We start from the raw sequence: 16,155 nt of genomic DNA on the forward strand, positions 1-16,155 counted from the left end.
CATGGGGGGGATGCGGCAGCTGTGCAGCGGGAAGCGCAGCACGAGCGGGTTGGCCCCAGTCTTGTTCCGGACTCGAGGTCGAACAGCGCGGGGTTGGCGCGGCGCTCTGTTGTCCGGGGGGGAGAAGGGGCTGAGGTCGGGCAATAAAAAACGCCGCGTATCGTGGAATACGCGGCGTTCTTTCTACAGCGCTAGAACCTTAGGCTTGCACCACCGGGATCTTGGCGTTGGCTGCCGCTTCGCGGAACTCGGCGATCTGATCGAAGCTCAGGTAGCGGTAGACGTCGGCAGCCATGCTGTCGATGTCCTTGGCGTACTGCATGTACTCCTCGACGGTCGGCAGCTTGCCGATGATCGAAGCGACAGCAGCCAGCTCGGCCGATGCCAGGTACACGTTGGTGGCGTCGCCCAGGCGGTTCGGGAAGTTACGGGTCGAGGTGGAGACCACGGTCGAACCGGTCTGCACACGTGCCTGGTTACCCATGCACAGCGAGCAGCCTGGCATTTCCATGCGCGCACCGGCCTTGCCGTAGATGCCGTAGTAGCCTTCTTCGGTCAGCTGGTGAGCGTCCATCTTGGTTGGCGGAGCCAGCCACAGACGGGTCGGGATACCACCCTTGACCTTGTCCAGCAGCTTACCGGCAGCGCGGAAGTGACCAATGTTGGTCATGCACGAACCGATGAACACTTCGTCGATCTTCTCGCCCTGTACCGAGGACAGCAGGCGGGCGTCGTCCGGGTCGTTCGGCGCGCAGAGCACAGGCTCCTTGACGTCGGCCAGGTCGATTTCGATGATTTCGGCGTATTCGGCATCGGCGTCGGCCGACAGCAGCTCAGGCTTGGCCAGCCAGGCTTCCATGGCCTGGGCACGGCGCTCCAGGGTACGGGCATCGCCGTAGCCTTCACCGATCATCCAGCGCAGCAGGGTGATGTTGGACTGCAGGTACTCGGCGATGGCCTTTTCCGGCAGCTTGATGGTGCAGCCGGCAGCGGAACGTTCGGCCGAGGCGTCGGACAGTTCGAAAGCTTGCTCGACGGTCAGGTCGTTGAGGCCTTCGATCTCCAGGATGCGGCCGGAGAAGGCGTTCTTCTTGCCTTTCTTCTCGACGGTCAGCAGGCCTTTCTGGATGGCGTAGTAAGGGATGGCATGAACCAGGTCACGCAGGGTGATGCCAGGTTGCAGCTTGCCCTTGAAGCGCACCAGGATCGACTCCGGCATGTCCAGCGGCATGACGCCGGTGGCAGCGGCGAAGGCTACCAGGCCGGAACCGGCCGGGAACGAGATGCCGATCGGGAAGCGGGTGTGGGAGTCGCCACCGGTACCCACGGTATCTGGCATCAGCATGCGGTTCAGCCAGCTGTGGATGATGCCGTCGCCAGGACGCAGGGACACGCCACCACGGGTGCGGATGAAGTCAGGCAGGGTGTGGTGGGTGGTGACGTCGATCGGCTTCGGATAGGCCGCGGTGTGGCAGAACGACTGCATGACCAGATCGGCGGAGAAGCCCAGGCAAGCCAGGTCTTTCAGTTCGTCGCGAGTCATCGGGCCAGTGGTGTCCTGGGAGCCGACGGTGGTCATCTTCGGTTCGCAGTAGGCACCCGGGCGCACGCCCTGGCCTTCTGGCAGGCCGCAAGCACGGCCGACCATTTTCTGCGCCAGGGTGAAGCCCTTGCCGGAGTCGGCAGGCTGCTCTGGCTTCTTGAACAGGTCGGAAGCACCCAGGTTCAGCTCGGCACGGGCCTTCTCGGTCAGGCCGCGGCCGACGATCAGCGGGATACGGCCGCCGGCGCGGACTTCGTCCAGCAGCACTTCGGTCTTGAGTTCGAAGTTGGTGACCAGCTCGTTGCTGTCATGGCGACGTACTTCGCCCTTGAATGGATAAACGTCGATGACGTCGCCCATGGCCAGGTTGGTGCAGTCGAATTCGATCGGCAGGGCGCCGGCGTCTTCCATGGTGTTGTAGAAGATCGGGGCGATCTTGGTGCCGAAGCAGAAGCCACCGGCGCGCTTGTTCGGAACAAACGGGATGTCGTCGCCGAAGAACCACAGCACCGAGTTGGTGGCCGATTTACGCGAGGAACCGGTACCGACCACGTCACCGACGTAGGCGACCGGGAAGCCCTTGGCCTTGACCGCTTCGATCTGCGCCAGTGGGCCGACCGAACCTGGTTGCGAAGGCTCGATGCCATCGCGAGCCATCTTCAGCATGGCCAGGGCGTGCAGCGGGATATCAGGGCGCGACCAGGCGTCCGGGGCAGGGGACAGGTCGTCGGTGTTGGTTTCGCCAGGCACCTTGAACACGGTCAGGGTGTATTTGTCGGCGATGGCGGGACGGGCGGTGAACCACTCGCCAGCGGCCCAGGAGTCCAGCACGGCCTTGGCGTGGGCATTGCCGGCCTTGGCTTTTTCGGCCACGTCGTGGAAGGCATCGAACATCAGCAGGGTGTGCTTGAGCTGTTCGGCGGCGACGGCGCCCAGTTCGGCGTCATCCAGCAGCGCGACCAGAGTCTCGATGTTGTAACCGCCCTGCATGGTGCCCAGCAGTTCGGTGGCGTGCTTGCGGTCGATCAATGGCGATTTTGCTTCGCCCTTGGCCACGGCGGAGAGGAAGGCGGCCTTGACGTAGGCAGCTTCGTCGACTCCTGGCGGAACGCGGTTGGTGATCAGGTCTACGAGGAAGGCTTCTTCGCCGGCCGGCGGGTTTTTCAGCAGCTCGACCAGGCCTGCAGTTTGTTCGGCGTTTAGCGGCTGGGGAACGATACCCAGTGCTGCACGCTCTTCGATATGTTTGCGGTAGGCTTCAAGCACAGTTATTACCCTCATCAGTGGTCCCAAATGGGTGTCCGGGACGCTCATCCCGAAATTGCCGTACTCATGCGCTGCGTGGCGTTGTGGGCCACTTAGCCAGAATTACCGACAATTCCTTACAGAAGCTGCTTTCAAAGTTTTACGCCTGCAGAACGGGAGCTGATGAGGGTTGGCTCCGGGCTTTTCCCCGCTGGAAAAACCCTTCGCCAACACCGCTCTGAAGGAACGACTGTGCTCGTGACGCTTTGAAAACAGCTTCAAACGGACATTGGCGCCTAAAAAGGCTGGATGATTCTACGGCAAAAAAAATCTAAACGTAAGTTGGCGTATTGAAGTTTGAGGGGTGATCAATGTTAGACAAAGGGCTAACATGCCGGCCTGTTTTGCTTTCCCGCGTGACCTTCACCTATGCCTAACCAGACCATCAAGACCCCCTGCGTCGGCCTCTGCTCCACTGTCTACGGCGACCTGGTGTGTCGTGGCTGCAAGCGCTTCCACCACGAGGTGGTCAACTGGAACGGCTACAACGAGGATGAGAAGCGCGCGGTCTGGCTGCGCCTCGAACAGCTGCTGGTGCAGGTGATGACGGCCAAGCTGGAGGTCTTCGATCCGACGCGCCTGCGGGCCCAGCTGGAGCAGCGCAAGATCCGTTTCGTGCCCCACCAGTCGGAATACTGCTGGGCCTACCAGCTGATCGCTCGGGGCGCGCGGGTGATCAACCAGTTGGATGCCTACGGGATGGTGCTGTTGCCGGAGTTTCGCGATTGGGGCTTGCCGGAGTTGCGCGACGCCATCGATCGCGAGTTCTTCCTGCTCTCCGAGGCCCACTACCAGCGCTATATCGCCCCGGGTTTCCTCAAGGACGCGCTGGGCTCCTGAGTGAGCCGCGTGGCGGGGCGGCTTGCCTCGCCACGGTTCGCTGCCTCAGGCCTTGGCGGCCAGTTCTTCGAGGTGGCTCATGATCTGCGCCGGCTTGAGCACCAGCACATCGCTGTCCAGGGCATCGAGCACGACCTCGGCGGTATTGCCGATCAGCGCCCCCGAGAGGCCCGTGCGGGCCACGGTGCCGATGATCGTCAGCGCCGCTTCCAGCTTGTGGGCCATGTGAGGAATCAGTACGTCCGCCGGGCCTTCTTCTATGTGCAGGTGGCCATCGTCGATATCGAATTCGCTCTGGAACGCCTGGCAGGCATCGCGGTAGCGTTTTTCGATGGTTTCCTTGAGCTGGAACACCGGATCGGCCGCCGACAGCATCGGCGACGGATGGGCGCTGATCACATGCAGCTGGGCCTTGGCCAGGCTGGCGATGTCGAAGCCATGGTCGACGATGCTGGCATGCAGGGCGCGATGCTCGCCATCCAGGTTGCCGACGTCGATGGCCGCCATGACCACTCCGCCGGTCCAGGGCGTGGCGGTCTTGACCAGCAGGACCGGAGTCGGGCAATAGCGCAGCAGTTTCCAGTCGGCTGGCGTCAGCAGGGCCTTTTTCAGCGGGGTGTCGGGCAGGTGCTGCTTGATCACCAGGCCGCAACCTTCGGCCTGCTGCACGTCGATGATGGTCTCGTGCAGGCTTTCGTTCCACGCTTGTTCGGTGGTAACGCTGTAGCCCTCGCCGGTGAGGCTGCTCTTGAGCACGCTGAGCAGTGCCGAATGCTCATGCTTCTTGTCGCAGACCAGCAAGTGCAGGTGGGCCTGGGTGACCCCGGCGATCAGCTTGGCGCGCTTGAGGGCCAGGCTTTCGCCAGGCGCGGGATCGATGACCACCAGGATGCTGCGGATGCTTTGCATGATCGTGAACTCCGGCAAAGAGTGAATGGGAACTGCTCATAACTATAGTTGCTGGCACTTGGGCGGGACGTTGATGCATATCAATCGCGGTCGCTGGTGGTCTGCGGCGTGGCCGGTATAATCGCCGCCTTTGCCTGTGAAGCCCTGCCTGTACCGTGAGCCTCATGTTATCGACCACTGCTGATGCCGCCCGCCAGTCCCGCGCTGGGGCGGACCGCCCGGAAACCTGCCGATGAACTTCCCGCCCATTGATCAATTCCTCGGCTGCCGGACTCCCGATGCCTGGGTCCAGGCAGCCCTGGCCGACCAGGAAAACCTGCTGATCGACCACAAGAACTGCGAGTTCAAGGCTGCCAGTACGGCCCTGAGCCTGATCGCCAAATACCACTCGCACATCGACCTGATCAACATGATGTCGCGCCTGGCCCGCGAAGAACTGGTGCACCATGAGCAGGTCCTGCGCCTGATGAAGAAGCGCAAGGTCGAACTGCGCCAGTTGTCCGCCGGGCGTTATGCCTCGGGCCTGCGCAAGGTGGTGCGCAACCACGAGCCGGTGAAGCTGGTGGATACCCTGGTAGTGGGGGCCTTCATCGAAGCCCGCAGTTGCGAGCGTTTCGAGGCCCTGGTGCCGCACCTGGACGAGGAGTTGGGCAAGTTCTACTTCGGCCTGCTCAAGAGTGAGGCCCGGCACTACCAGGGTTACCTGAAGCTGGCCTACCAGTATGGCGATGCCGACGATATCGCCCGGGTGATCGACAAGGTCCGGGCCGCCGAGCAGGAGCTGATCGAATCCCCCGACCAGGAGTTGCGCTTCCATAGCGGCGTGCCGGCCTGGTGAACCCTGGCCCCCGGGGCGCGCCCGGGGGCAAATTGTTAAAAACTCTTAAAAAGATGAAACCTTGCATAAAACCGTGCAGGTTCCAGGTTTTGTGCTGCGCTTTAGCCTTTCTTTAATCCTCTGCCGCATATAATGCGCGCACTCAAATCGTGCGTTCGCAGACTGGTATTTATGGATAACCTGGGTCTTGGCAAAGTATTGCTGGTGGAAGATGACGAAAAGCTCGCCGGGCTGATCGCGAATTTCCTCTCCCAGCATGGCTTTGAAGTGTTGACGGTCCATCGGGGCGATGTGGCCCTGGCGGCTTTTGAAGAATTCAAGCCGAAGCTGGTGGTGCTCGACCTGATGCTGCCAGGCCAGAGCGGCTTGCACGTGTGCCGGGAAATCCGCGCGGTATCGGACGTCCCGATCGTCATCCTCACCGCCAAGGAGGATGATCTGGACCATATCCTGGGCCTGGAATCCGGCGCCGATGACTACGTGATCAAGCCGATCAAGCCGGCGGTGCTGCTGGCGCGCCTGCGGGCCTTGCAGCGCCGCCAGGTGCCCGAGCCCGCGGCCCAGCGTGGCGCCCTGGAGTTCGGCGTGCTGAGCATCGATCGAAGCAGCCGCGAGGTGCGCTTGGGCGGCGAGTCGGTCGAGTTGACCACCATGGAATTCGAACTGTTGTGGCTACTGGCCAGCGCGGCGGGCAAGACCCTGTCCCGGGACGACATCCTCAACCGCATGCGCGGCATCGAGTTCGACGGCCTCAATCGCAGCGTCGACGTCTACATCAGCAAGCTGCGCTACAAACTCAAGGACAACCCCCGTGAACCGGCCTGCATCAAGACCGTGTGGGGCAAGGGCTACCTGTTCAATCCATTCGCCTGGGAGATCTGAATGCTGCGGCTGTTTCTGGGGCTCTACCTGTTCCTGGTCCTGGGTTTCGCCGGGTCGATGGCGGCAGTGCAACACATCTTCCTCAATTACCTGGCAGCCGACCTGATCGAATCCTACAACCGCGAGGCGGTGCGGGGGCCGGCCTACAGCCTGGGTGAACAACTACGCCCGCTGGACGAAGCCGGGCGCCAGCGCCAGCTGGAGGAGCTCAAGCCTCACTATGGCCTGCTGCTGGCGCTGGTGAATGCCGATCAACTGAACCTGACCCCTCGCGAGCAGGCCCTGCTGGACTCCAGCCAGTTGGTGGTGCGCGGTGGCGATTACGACGAGTTCATCTCCAGTATCGACGGCGGCTCGCAGCTGTTGAGCATCAAGTTGCCGGAAGAGCAGCCGGTGACCCTGCACTACAACATTGCCGGCTATGCCTTGCTCGGCGCCCTGCTGGGTATCGTCCTGTACTTCTGGGTGCGGCCGCACTGGCGTGACCTGGAACGTTTGCGCCTGGCCGCCGAGCGTTTCGGCAGCAACGACCTGGGCACTCGCCTGCACCTGTCGCGGCGCTCCAACATCCGCGACCTGGCCCAGCACTTCAACCGCATGGCGGCCCGTATCGAAGGCCTGATCGCCAACCAGCGCGAGCTGACCAACGCGGTATCCCATGAACTGCGCACGCCCATCGCCCGGCTGTCGTTCGAGCTGGACCAGCTCAAGCAGAACCCGGCCCCCCAGGAAAGCCAGGAACTGATCTGCGACATGTACGCCGATCTGGGCGAGCTGGAGGAAATGGTTTCCGAGCTCTTGAGCTACGCCAGCCTGGAACATGGCGCGGCCTCGATCAACCGCGAGAACATCCAGGCCCAGAGCTGGCTCGACAGCGTGGTCGGCAGCGTGACCCTGGAAGCCGAGGCGGCCGGGGTGCAGTTGCTGATTCGTTCATGCCAGGTGGACTACGTGAGCATCGAGCCACGCTTCATGGCCCGGGCGGTGATCAACCTGCTGCGCAACGCCATCCGCTACGCCGAGCGGCGGGTGGAGGTATCCCTGGTACGCCTGGATAACGGCTATGAGGTGCGCGTCAACGACGATGGCCCCGGTGTACCGCTGGAGGGGCGGGAAAAAATCTTCGAGCCATTCTCCCGGCTCGATGCCAGCCGCGACCGGCGCACCGGCGGCTTCGGCCTGGGCCTGGCCCTGGTGCGCAGGGTCTCGCAGTGGCATGGCGGCAAGGTGGAAGTCGTGGACTCGGAGTGGGGCGGCGCCTCGTTCCGCATGACCTGGGCCAGCGCCGACTGACGCGGCACCGGGCGAGGGGGCAAGCGCCCTGCATCAAATGACCAGGCCCCTCGCGGGGGCTTGGTCTTCTACACCATACGGCCCGTGATCACGGGCCGTGTTCTTTGCTGCCTTAGAAGCTGTATTCGATCTGGGTGGACAGCACCGTCTGCAGGCGCCGGTCGACGATCGGGCTGTCGGCAGCCTTCTTGCCCAGGTAGTCCATCGACAGTTGGGTGGACAGCTTGGTCTGCTCGTTGAGTGGCAAGGTCCAGGTCAGGTCGGCACCGCTGCTGACCAACCCGCCCTTGGCGTTGTAGGCGCCAAAGCGACTGTTGGCCGCCTGGGTGCTGCTGACGCCGTACCAGGTCTGCATGTAGTCGGCGTTGCCGAACAGGGTGTTGACGCTGGCGTCCAGGCTGCCGTAGCTGCCTTCATACAGGTTGGTGCCGATGCTCAGTTCCAGCTGGCTGTAGGCCCGGCCGGTATCGCGGTTGTTGTTCTTCTTCACGGCGTGGGTCACGGTGGCGCCCAGCTCGAATGGGCCCAGGTCGTAGCCCAGGTGCGCGCCGTATTGCGCCCGGGTCTTGATATCCCCCATGCCCCTCAGGCGCTTGGAGCCCTGGCCCATGTGGTTCTTGTCGCGGCGCGACTCGCTCGGGCCGACCCAGGTGCTGAACGACAGGTCGCCCCATTTGTTGCCCCAGCCCAGGCCCTGCTGGGTGTTGAGGAAGATGCCGTAGGGGCTGACGACCTCGGCGCCGAGGATCGGCACCACGGTGCGCTCGTCGCTGCCGCTGTAGCGTGGAACGCTGGCCACCCCGGCGTTGACGCCGAATTTCCAATCCTCGGCATGGGTCACGGCAGAGGCCGTGGTCAGGCCCAGGGTGCCGAGCCACAGCGCGGTGGTGGCGGAGCGTTTCAGGGTTTTCATATCGGTCTAGAACCTCAGGTAGTTGGTGTTATAGGAACGCTTGAACGAGTAGCCCAGGACGTTGACTCCGTTGATCTGGCGTCGCACGGTGTCGCCCAGGCCGGGACCATGGCCGGCGATCACCGCATGCGCGTTGTCCACCGGGGCCAGGATGTAATCAGTCAGGGTGCGGCCCTGCTGCAGGCTGCGGATCATCAGGAAGCCCTCTTCCAGGGCGATGCTGACTCCGCTGACGGGAGTGTTTTCCTCGCTGTCGGCAAGGGCTTCGTAGGTGCCCACCGTGGCCAGCCAGTTATCGGGCAAAGGCACCGGATCGATGCGTTCGCCCACCGCCAGCAGTTGGCCGTGGCTCTTGGCGGTGAATACCCGATGTCCCTGGATGCTGACGACATCCAGTTGCACCCGGCCCAGGTCGCCCAGGTCCCGGAGCCAGAGGCCGAGGATTTTTTTCTGCGCCCGCAGCCAGCCATGTTCGTCGCGCAGTAGCTCGAAGCGCACGCCAGCCACCTCGCCGAACAGGCGCTGGCCCTGGTCCCTGATCCGCAGCACGCCATAGGCCGTGGCATAGAAACCGGCCAGTTGCTGGCGGTCGGCGGCTTCCGGCACCCGGCGCCGTACTGCCAGCTCACGGGGTGGCAGGCCAGTGCCCGTGTCTTGTTCCTCGGGAGCGCCGTGGGCCTGCAGCAGCAGGCGCAAGGCCTGGGTCACCAGGCCCGGGACCAGCGTTTCGCCGGTGTCGGAGTTGCTCATCACGATCACCGCCAGCTGTTGTTCCGCCAGCACGCTGACCTGGGCATGGAAGTTGTTGCCGATGCCGCTGTGCTGCCAGGTACGAATGCCGGGGCGCACCCACTCGTCGCCGCATGGCGAGAGGAACCAGCCCAGGCCCACTTCACAGTCGAAATCCAGGGCATTGCCGATGTTCTGCGGGCGGGTCATCTCCTGGATCGAGCTGGCCGACAGCAACTGGCGTTGCTTGTAGTGACCCTGGGCGAACAGCATCCGGACGAACTGGCTCAGGTCCCGCGGGCTGGTCCACAGGCCGCCGGCGGGAATGTCGCGCTCCGGGCTATGGCCGCTGGCGGCACCATCCTGGTAACCGCGGGCGCGATAGGGCTCCTGGCGGCTGTCACCGATGAAGCTCGACTGGCGCATGCCCAGGGGCCGCAGCAGGCTGGCCTGCAGGTGCTGCTCGAAGTCCTGGCCGGTGCTGCGTTCGATAGCCGCGCCCAGCAAGGCGTAGCCAAGGTTGGAATAGGCGGTGCGGGTGCCGGGGTCATTGTTCAGCCATACCCCGCTGACCTTCTGCGGTAGCTGGCCCAGGACATGAGGCGTGCGCAGGTCATGCAGGTATTCGCCAGGCATCCCGGCCTGGTGGCTGAGCAGGCGGCGCAGGGTCACTGCCTGGTCGGCGGCGTCCTGGTCGTCGTGAAAGCGCGAGCGGACGTAGAACTCCTTGAGCGTGGCTTGCAGGGGGGCATCGAGCTGCAAGCGACCTTGCTCCACCAGTTGCATCACCGCCGTGGCCGTCAGCAACTGCGACAAGGCACCGGCACGGAACGCGGTGTTCTCGGTCACTTGCAGCCCCCGCTCCTTGTCGGCGAAACCAAAGCCCCGGGCCCAGATCAACTCCTGGCCGTCTACCAAGGCGATGGACAAGCCGGGCACCTGGTGCTCGGCCATTTGCTGCGGGATGTACTGCTTCAGGTAGCGAATGATGCTGGCGTAGTCACCCTGGACGATGCTCGGAGGTGTCGGCGGCTGGCCGTTGCAACCCAGGTTGCTGAGCAAGAGGCCCAGCAGCGGCAGGCCAAAGAGTTTGGCGGACATGAAACACCCGGGCACAAGGATTGGATGCCGGGAATGCTAGGGAAGGGCGTGTGGCCAGTCTTTGGCAGCTTTGTCAGGAAAATGTCAAAGAGTGTTAAACCGGCAGTTAACCGGGGGATGCAGGGCCGCTGATGAAATTTTCACAAGTGGCGGGTTAAGCTGCGCGCCTCTTTGGGGAGTAGCCTGCCACCGCTTCTTGCGGTGGAGCCCGTATCAACACTCTCGGCAACCTGCCGTGGTGCGGGCGCCGTTGCGGTTGGTGAGACCATCGACATACCTGCGCTGAAGTCGGGCGCGTGGGCATGTCGTGGACTCAAGCCCGACCGGAAGACCCAAGATGAATCCAGCCTCGATCATTTTCCTCGCCTTCGCCATGTCCACCGACGCCTTCGCGGCTGCGGTCGGCAAGGGTTCGGCCATGTTCAAGCCACGCCTGCTCGAAGCCCTGCGCATCGGCCTGATATTCGGCGTCATCGAAGCCATTACCCCGGTAGTCGGCTGGTTCATCGGCCAGGCCGCGGCCCAGTGGGCGGCCGCCTGGGACCATTGGATCGCCTTCGCCCTGCTGTCGGCGCTGGGCCTGCACATGATCTACAACGGGGTGCGGCTGGAGACTGAAGCCGAGCCGCAAGCGCCCAAGGCGCATGGATTCTGGTTGCTGGCGGTCACCGGTTTCGCCACCAGCATCGACGCCCTGGCGGTAGGTGTAGGGCTAGCCTTCGTCAACGTCAATATCTGGGTGGCGGCCACCGCCATCGGCCTGGCCACCATGACCATGGTCACCCTGGGCGTCATGCTGGGCCGGGCCATCGGCACGGTCATGGGGCAGCGTGCCGAGGCCCTGGGAGGCCTGGTGTTGATCATCGTCGGCAGCGCGATCCTCTATGAGCACTTGTCGGCGGTGGCTTGATCCTATAGTTGGTTTTTACTGGCGATCATCTCGGGCTGAGGCACGGCCTGGAGGGTTACAACGCCAGGCTGTGGATCACCTGGGTGGCGTCGTCGGGGTCGATGGCGCTACGCATGCCCAGGAGCTTGGCCAGGCGGCGCATGCTGTAGTTGGTGGCCGAGTCCACCGAGTACATCTGCTGGTAGCCGTTGTGACGGGCCTCGTCGATCAGGTGCTGCATCAGCAGGGCACCAAGGCCCTTGCCTTGCCATTCATCGGCGATGGTCACGGCGAATTCGCAGCGCCAGGGCTGGTCGTCCACCTGGGCATAACGGCTGATACCGACTTCCCGCAGTTCGCCGTTGTCATGTACCAGGGCCACGTAGGCCACCCGTTGCGCGGTGCCGACATCCATCAACTGGTCGAGCAGTTGATCACCCACTTCCTTGACTTCGCCGAGAAAGCGCTGGTGCCGGGTGATGGGCGAAAGGTTTTCGATGAAGGCTTTTTCCCGCTGCCGATCCTGCGGGCGCAGTGGGCGGATCAACACATGGCTGCCGTCGCTCAAGGCGTCGATCCAGTACTGGCCTTGCTGCGCCGGGAACGGCGGGTGAGGGAGCATATCGAGAGCGCTGCTGGACATGGTCAAGTCTCCTGGGAGGCGAGGGGCGGGCTGCAACCACAGCCCTGGTTGCCCAAAGCTTCATCCTTGTGGAGGTGCGGTTGCTTGACCGGCATCAATATCTCTGGCTGTACCGGCAATCGGCGGATCACCGGTCATGGCGTGGCCACTGATAAGGCCATTGGCTATTAGGGCTATCGCTTAATATTCTGGAACTTCCCGGCTGTGCTGCGAATGAGCTGATCTACGCTCTCGAGCAGGACAGACAGGAGTCATGATATGGAGCGTCGGACCAGCGGTGCGAGGTGGTTGTGCAAGTCGTTTGCCAGTGCCCTGGCCAGCGCCGCGATGCTGCTGGGCGCCAGTGCCCATGCCCAGTCGCTGGCGATCACGGTGTCTCCCAACGTGCCCCGGGACATTCCCGGAGGGGCGCCCCAGGCCTCGCTGGCGGCCGCTGCGGCCTTCGTCTGGCAAGAGTTCATCGCCCTGAACTGGCCAGCCCGCGCCGGGCAGCGTGATGTGCCCGATTTCAACCGGCCTTTCGGTGCCTCGGGTGGGCCATTGGTCTGGCAGACCTACCGCAGCAAGGTGGAGATCTTCCCGGGCAACGGTAATGCCAATGTCGGGCCGCCAGGCTATTCCCCAACCGGGGGCCCCAGCTATGGCTACAACACGACCCCGATCTACAACTACGCGATCCCGGTGCCCGCCTGTCCCGGCCAGGCCCCCGTGTCGCAGCCGGCCTGGGTCAACCTCGATGAGATCACCCAGATCGGCCTGAACCAGATGTTTGCCGGGATCTCGTCCACGGCCCCGTCCAACCGCAATTCGCAGCCGCAACTGGTGCGCTTCCTGGCCAAGGCCAACCAGACGCAATACAGCTATGTCGCGGCCAATCAGTATTGGTACACCAATGCCGCACTGCGCCAGGCCGCGCAGAACTTCGTCAACGGGATCAAGCAAGTGCCGCCCAGGTTCGCGGCCAGCCGAGTGGCGTTTCCCAGCGGCACCATCGAGGTCAAGTCAGCCTGGCGCAAGCTGGCGCCAACTGAAGATCCCTCGCGCTTTCACCGCCAGACCGTACGCTTCTACGAACGCAAGGGGACGAACAACGGCCTCTGCTATTTCGAAGAGCAGTGGGCCATGGTCGCGCTGCATATCATCCACAAGACCCCCTCGGCCCCCAACTTCATCTATGCCACCTTCGAGCAAAGCGACAACATCCTGTTGGCCGACGGCTCGCGGGTCGAAGACCAGAACGGGGTCATCCTCAGGCGTCCGCCGGTCTCGTCACCGACCACGCCAGCCCTGAGCTACCAGGACTCGCCGAGCAATCCCCAGGTCAGGGCCAATGGCCCTTTCTGCCAGCCGGCCAGGCAGCTGTACTACCAGGAAACCCCGGGCAGCGGGAAACCCGTCGGTGGCTCGATCTGCGTCAACCAGCGCTATGAGTCGATCACCGCCGAGGTGATCCAGGCCAACCGCGATGCGCACCAGGCCATCCAGGCCTATACCCTGGGCCGGGGGATCGGGAGTTCGCCCTGGCAGTACTACAAGCTGGTCTCGGTCCAGGCCCAGCCGTTCGATGTCAGCCAGATCTCCAGAAGCGACGTCAGCCACGGCCCGGCGGTCTTCTACCAGGCCAATATCATGGTCGAGACCGACTACACCCTGCAGCAGTTCAAGGGCCGCATCGCTGCCAACGGTGCGCCGACTTCCTTCCAGGCCGCAGGGGCGCCGCCGCCACCCAATGTGTACTCCCTGACCAACCGGCCGCCGGTGGCCCAAGGGGTGAACATGGGGGGATGCATGGGCTGCCATGGCAATGCCCAGGTCGCCGGCTACGACTTCAGCTTCATCCTCAAGGGCGGCCAGGTCCGACTGCCCGAGGCTCCTGGCGGCAATGCGCTGGCCGAAGCCAGCGCCCGTTACCAGGAAGTGTTCAACCCCCACATAGAGGGCGATAGCCATGGCGCTCAATAGTTTCAAGGATGTGCAGGCCCTTCTCGACAACTTCGTCGCGCAGAACAACCTGGATATTTCCGGCGCGCCCCATGGCGCGTTCTGGCAGACCTCCTACCAGGCGTTCGTGACGGGCAACGTGCCGGGGGTACAGAACCCGTCGACGGGGCAGGCGCTGCCGATCCTGGTCAAGGGCGATGGCGCCCACTCCAACATCATCTATGCCCTGAGTGGCACCCAGGGCACCTTCTGGGGACCGACCGGAGCCTTTGGCCAGATGCCTCCGGGCGGCCCCTACCTGCCGCAAGCCCAGATCGATGAGCTCAGCGCATGGATCAGCAAGGGCTGCCCGCAGTAGGGGCAGGGGTTCGCGGCGGAGGCGATCAGTTGCTGTAGCTGGGCAGGGCGATCTCGCCGCTGACCGGCGGCTTGCGCCCACGGGTCCGCCAGTGCTCCACCAGTGCCCGGCCGTGGGCCATGCCGGCTTGCAGGGCGGCGTCGGTACTGGCGTAGTCGTTGCCGTAGGGCGGGCAGGCGAAGTGCAGGGAAAAGCACGGATGCTGGCCCTGTCCGGCCAGGCGCCCGACATAGCTGTAGCTGGAGCCGGACTGGTGCGGGTCAAGGCTCGGCGAACCGGGCTCGCGGATGACCATCACGTAGATGTCATGCTCGAACTGGGTGTCTTGGTACCAACTGCTTGAAGAATCCATGGTCCACCTCCTTGTCCGTGTCGCATCGCTGGCTGGCAGCGACAGGTCGTGCTTTTACGTTATTGTTCGATACCCGACGCCTCAGGGGCGTCGGCCAGGCCGTGGGGATGTGCGAAGGGTGCCATGGGCTGGAGTTTTTCCAGGGTCCTGGCCGCTCGCAGTACCAGGTCGTCGCGACCGAAGCGCGCGACGATCTGCAAGCCGATGGGCAGGCCGGCGGCGCTCAGGCCGCAAGGCATGCTCAGCGCCGGCTGACGGCTGTAGTTGAATGGGAACGTGGTCGGCTGCCACATGCTGCTGGCCTGTTGCGGCCAATCGGGCGGACTCGACAATTCCACGGCAAATGGCTCGACCACTGCGGTCGGCGTCAGCAGCAGGTCGTAGTCGCTGAGAAAGGCATGCAGGACCTGGGCTACCTGGTGCCGTTCCTGCACGGCGTTGGCATAGTCCAGGGCATTGAGCTGGCGGGCCCGCAACTGGCTCTGCTGGAGAAAGTCGCTGAGCAGGTGCTGTTGCTCCCCGGGAATCTCCAGGTCCACGGCGCTGGCCGCTTCCACGGGCCAGGAGCGCACGAAACCGGGGGCGGGGTTGCCGATGTCCGGCGAGGCCAGCACCAGGGTCGCGCCGGCAGCCTCCAGGCGTCGGGCCGCAACCAGGCAACTGGCGGCGATCTGCGGGTCGACATAGGCGGCATAGCCCAGGTCCGCGCTGAAGGCGATGCGCAACCCCTGGACGCCATCCTCGATCTGTTCCAGGAAACCCAAAGGGGCATGGGGCCAGGCAAAGGGCTCGCCGGGCTCATAGGCGCTCATGTGCTCCAGCAACAAGGCGATGTCGCGCACATGGCGGGCGATCGGGCCCTCGGCGGACATGCCACCTGGATCGATGGCCGGGCTGGTCGAAACCAGGCCGTGGCTGGGCTTGAGGCCGATCACCCCGCAGAAGCTCGCCGGGGTGCGGATCGAGCCGGCCGCGTCGTTGGCCGTGCGGCCGGGGCATAACCGGCCGCCACCCCGGCGGTGCTGCCACCGCTGCTGCCGGCGGCATGCAGGGCGAGATCCCACGGATTGCGGGTGACTCCGGTCAAGGGGCTGTCGGTCAGGGGCGTGCAAGCCAGTTCCGGCAAGGTGGTCTTGGCGATGAAGATTGCCCCGGCTTCGCGCAGGCGCGCCACCAGGGCGCAGTCGTGCTCCAGGGGCGGGCGGTTGGCCAGGGCCCTGGAACCGTTGCGAGTCTGCCAGCCCCGGATGTCGTGGTTGTCCTTGACCAGCACCGCGATGCCGTCCAGGCGGCCCATGGGTTGCCCGGCGGCCCAGCGCTCGGCACTGGCCTGGGCGGCCAGCAACGCCGCCGCATCCTGGCGCGCGCACAGGGCGTTGAGCCGTGGCTCATGCTGCTCGATGCGCGCCAAGAGGTCGCGCAGCAGGTCTACCGGGGTGAACTGCAAGGTGGCGAAACCGTGCAGCAAGGCCTCGATCGACAGCTGGTGCAGGGGTGGATGGCTGGGCATGGCTGGCGACATGGACAACTCTTCTTTCAAGGGCGCCGGATGCGCTGGCAAGTCGGCGGTGAAAGCTTGCGGTCGGTTCTGCATCAGGCCGCAAGGCTTTCGGGGCAAG

At 64.1% G+C, this 16,155-nt stretch carries 13 protein-coding genes, 1 pseudogene and 1 riboswitch; of the genes and pseudogenes, 7 read left to right on the top strand and 7 right to left on the bottom strand.

The features are described 5' to 3' along the window. Window positions 1–199: 199 nt before the first annotated feature. Window positions 200–2,809 carry a bifunctional aconitate hydratase 2/2-methylisocitrate dehydratase gene (acnB, locus tag AC3WK8_RS06415; RefSeq protein ID WP_053130612.1) on the bottom strand — a complete coding sequence of 870 codons (2,610 nt, stop codon included), beginning with the start codon at window positions 2,807–2,809 and terminating at the stop codon, window positions 200–202. A gap of 408 nt (window positions 2,810–3,217) precedes the next feature. Here acnB and AC3WK8_RS06420 point away from each other — a divergent pair, with 408 nt between their 5' ends. After that, window positions 3,218–3,688: a DUF1289 domain-containing protein gene (locus tag AC3WK8_RS06420; protein WP_103324314.1), complete on the top strand. Its 471-nt coding sequence runs from the start codon at window positions 3,218–3,220 to the stop codon at window positions 3,686–3,688. A gap of 45 nt (window positions 3,689–3,733) precedes the next feature. On the opposite strand, the gene AC3WK8_RS06425 is transcribed toward AC3WK8_RS06420, so the two are convergent. After that, window positions 3,734–4,597 carry a universal stress protein gene (locus AC3WK8_RS06425; RefSeq protein WP_022644008.1) on the bottom strand — a complete coding sequence of 288 codons (864 nt, stop codon included), beginning with the start codon at window positions 4,595–4,597 and terminating at the stop codon, window positions 3,734–3,736. Between the two features lie 232 nt (window positions 4,598–4,829). Between AC3WK8_RS06425 and AC3WK8_RS06430 the strand changes: the two genes are divergently transcribed. The 3 genes from AC3WK8_RS06430 to AC3WK8_RS06440 all read left to right on the top strand — a co-directional run bounded on the left by AC3WK8_RS06430 (window position 4,830) and on the right by AC3WK8_RS06440 (window position 7,610). After that, window positions 4,830–5,435 carry a MiaE family protein gene (locus tag AC3WK8_RS06430; protein WP_085598825.1) on the top strand — a complete coding sequence of 202 codons (606 nt, stop codon included), beginning with the start codon at window positions 4,830–4,832 and terminating at the stop codon, window positions 5,433–5,435. Between the two features lie 171 nt (window positions 5,436–5,606). Continuing rightward, the gene (locus tag AC3WK8_RS06435; RefSeq protein ID WP_085598823.1) at window positions 5,607–6,317 is read left to right on the top strand and encodes a response regulator; all 711 of its coding nucleotides are present in this window, start codon (window positions 5,607–5,609) and stop codon (window positions 6,315–6,317) included. Beyond that, on the top strand, window positions 6,318–7,610 hold the full coding sequence (locus AC3WK8_RS06440; RefSeq protein WP_103324313.1) for an ATP-binding protein: 1,293 nt from the start codon (window positions 6,318–6,320) through the stop codon (window positions 7,608–7,610). 112 nt (window positions 7,611–7,722) lie between these two features. Here AC3WK8_RS06440 and AC3WK8_RS06445 read toward each other — a convergent pair whose 3' ends face one another. Together AC3WK8_RS06445 and AC3WK8_RS06450 are read right to left on the bottom strand one after the other, a co-directional pair. Continuing rightward, window positions 7,723–8,523: a MipA/OmpV family protein gene (locus AC3WK8_RS06445; RefSeq protein WP_085598819.1), complete on the bottom strand. Its 801-nt coding sequence runs from the start codon at window positions 8,521–8,523 to the stop codon at window positions 7,723–7,725. A gap of 6 nt (window positions 8,524–8,529) precedes the next feature. Next, complete coding sequence (locus AC3WK8_RS06450) at window positions 8,530–10,353, bottom strand: serine hydrolase domain-containing protein (protein ID WP_103324312.1); 1,824 nt, start codon at window positions 10,351–10,353, stop codon at window positions 8,530–8,532. 166 nt (window positions 10,354–10,519) lie between these two features. Continuing rightward, a riboswitch (yybP-ykoY riboswitch) is annotated at window positions 10,520–10,680 on the top strand. Window positions 10,681–10,690: 10 nt separating this feature from the next. On the opposite strand from AC3WK8_RS06450, the gene AC3WK8_RS06455 reads away from it, so the two are divergent. Further along, a complete protein-coding gene (locus tag AC3WK8_RS06455) occupies window positions 10,691–11,263 on the top strand; it encodes a manganese efflux pump MntP (RefSeq protein ID WP_022644014.1) in 573 nt (190 codons plus the stop codon). A 55-nt stretch (window positions 11,264–11,318) separates the two neighbouring features. Here AC3WK8_RS06455 and AC3WK8_RS06460 read toward each other — a convergent pair whose 3' ends face one another. Beyond that, entirely contained in the window at window positions 11,319–11,885 is a 567-nt protein-coding gene (locus tag AC3WK8_RS06460; protein ID WP_053130604.1) for a GNAT family N-acetyltransferase, read from the bottom strand. 258 nt (window positions 11,886–12,143) lie between these two features. On the opposite strand from AC3WK8_RS06460, the gene AC3WK8_RS06465 reads away from it, so the two are divergent. Together AC3WK8_RS06465 and AC3WK8_RS06470 are read left to right on the top strand one after the other, a co-directional pair. Then, window positions 12,144–13,847, top strand: coding sequence for a hypothetical protein (locus AC3WK8_RS06465; protein ID WP_103324311.1), 1,704 nt, complete (start codon window positions 12,144–12,146; stop codon window positions 13,845–13,847). Then, a complete protein-coding gene (locus AC3WK8_RS06470) occupies window positions 13,834–14,184 on the top strand; it encodes a hypothetical protein (RefSeq protein ID WP_022644018.1) in 351 nt (116 codons plus the stop codon). The genes AC3WK8_RS06465 and AC3WK8_RS06470 overlap by 14 nt, the downstream gene beginning before the upstream one ends. 25 nt (window positions 14,185–14,209) lie before the next feature. Here AC3WK8_RS06470 and AC3WK8_RS06475 read toward each other — a convergent pair whose 3' ends face one another. After that, entirely contained in the window at window positions 14,210–14,536 is a 327-nt protein-coding gene (locus AC3WK8_RS06475; protein WP_085598813.1) for a hypothetical protein, read from the bottom strand. A gap of 59 nt (window positions 14,537–14,595) precedes the next feature. Continuing rightward, window positions 14,596–16,130, bottom strand: a pseudogene (locus tag AC3WK8_RS06480) (amidase). Window positions 16,131–16,155: the final 25 nt, after the last annotated feature.

Source organism: Pseudomonas sp. FW507-12TSA (assembly GCF_058781435.1).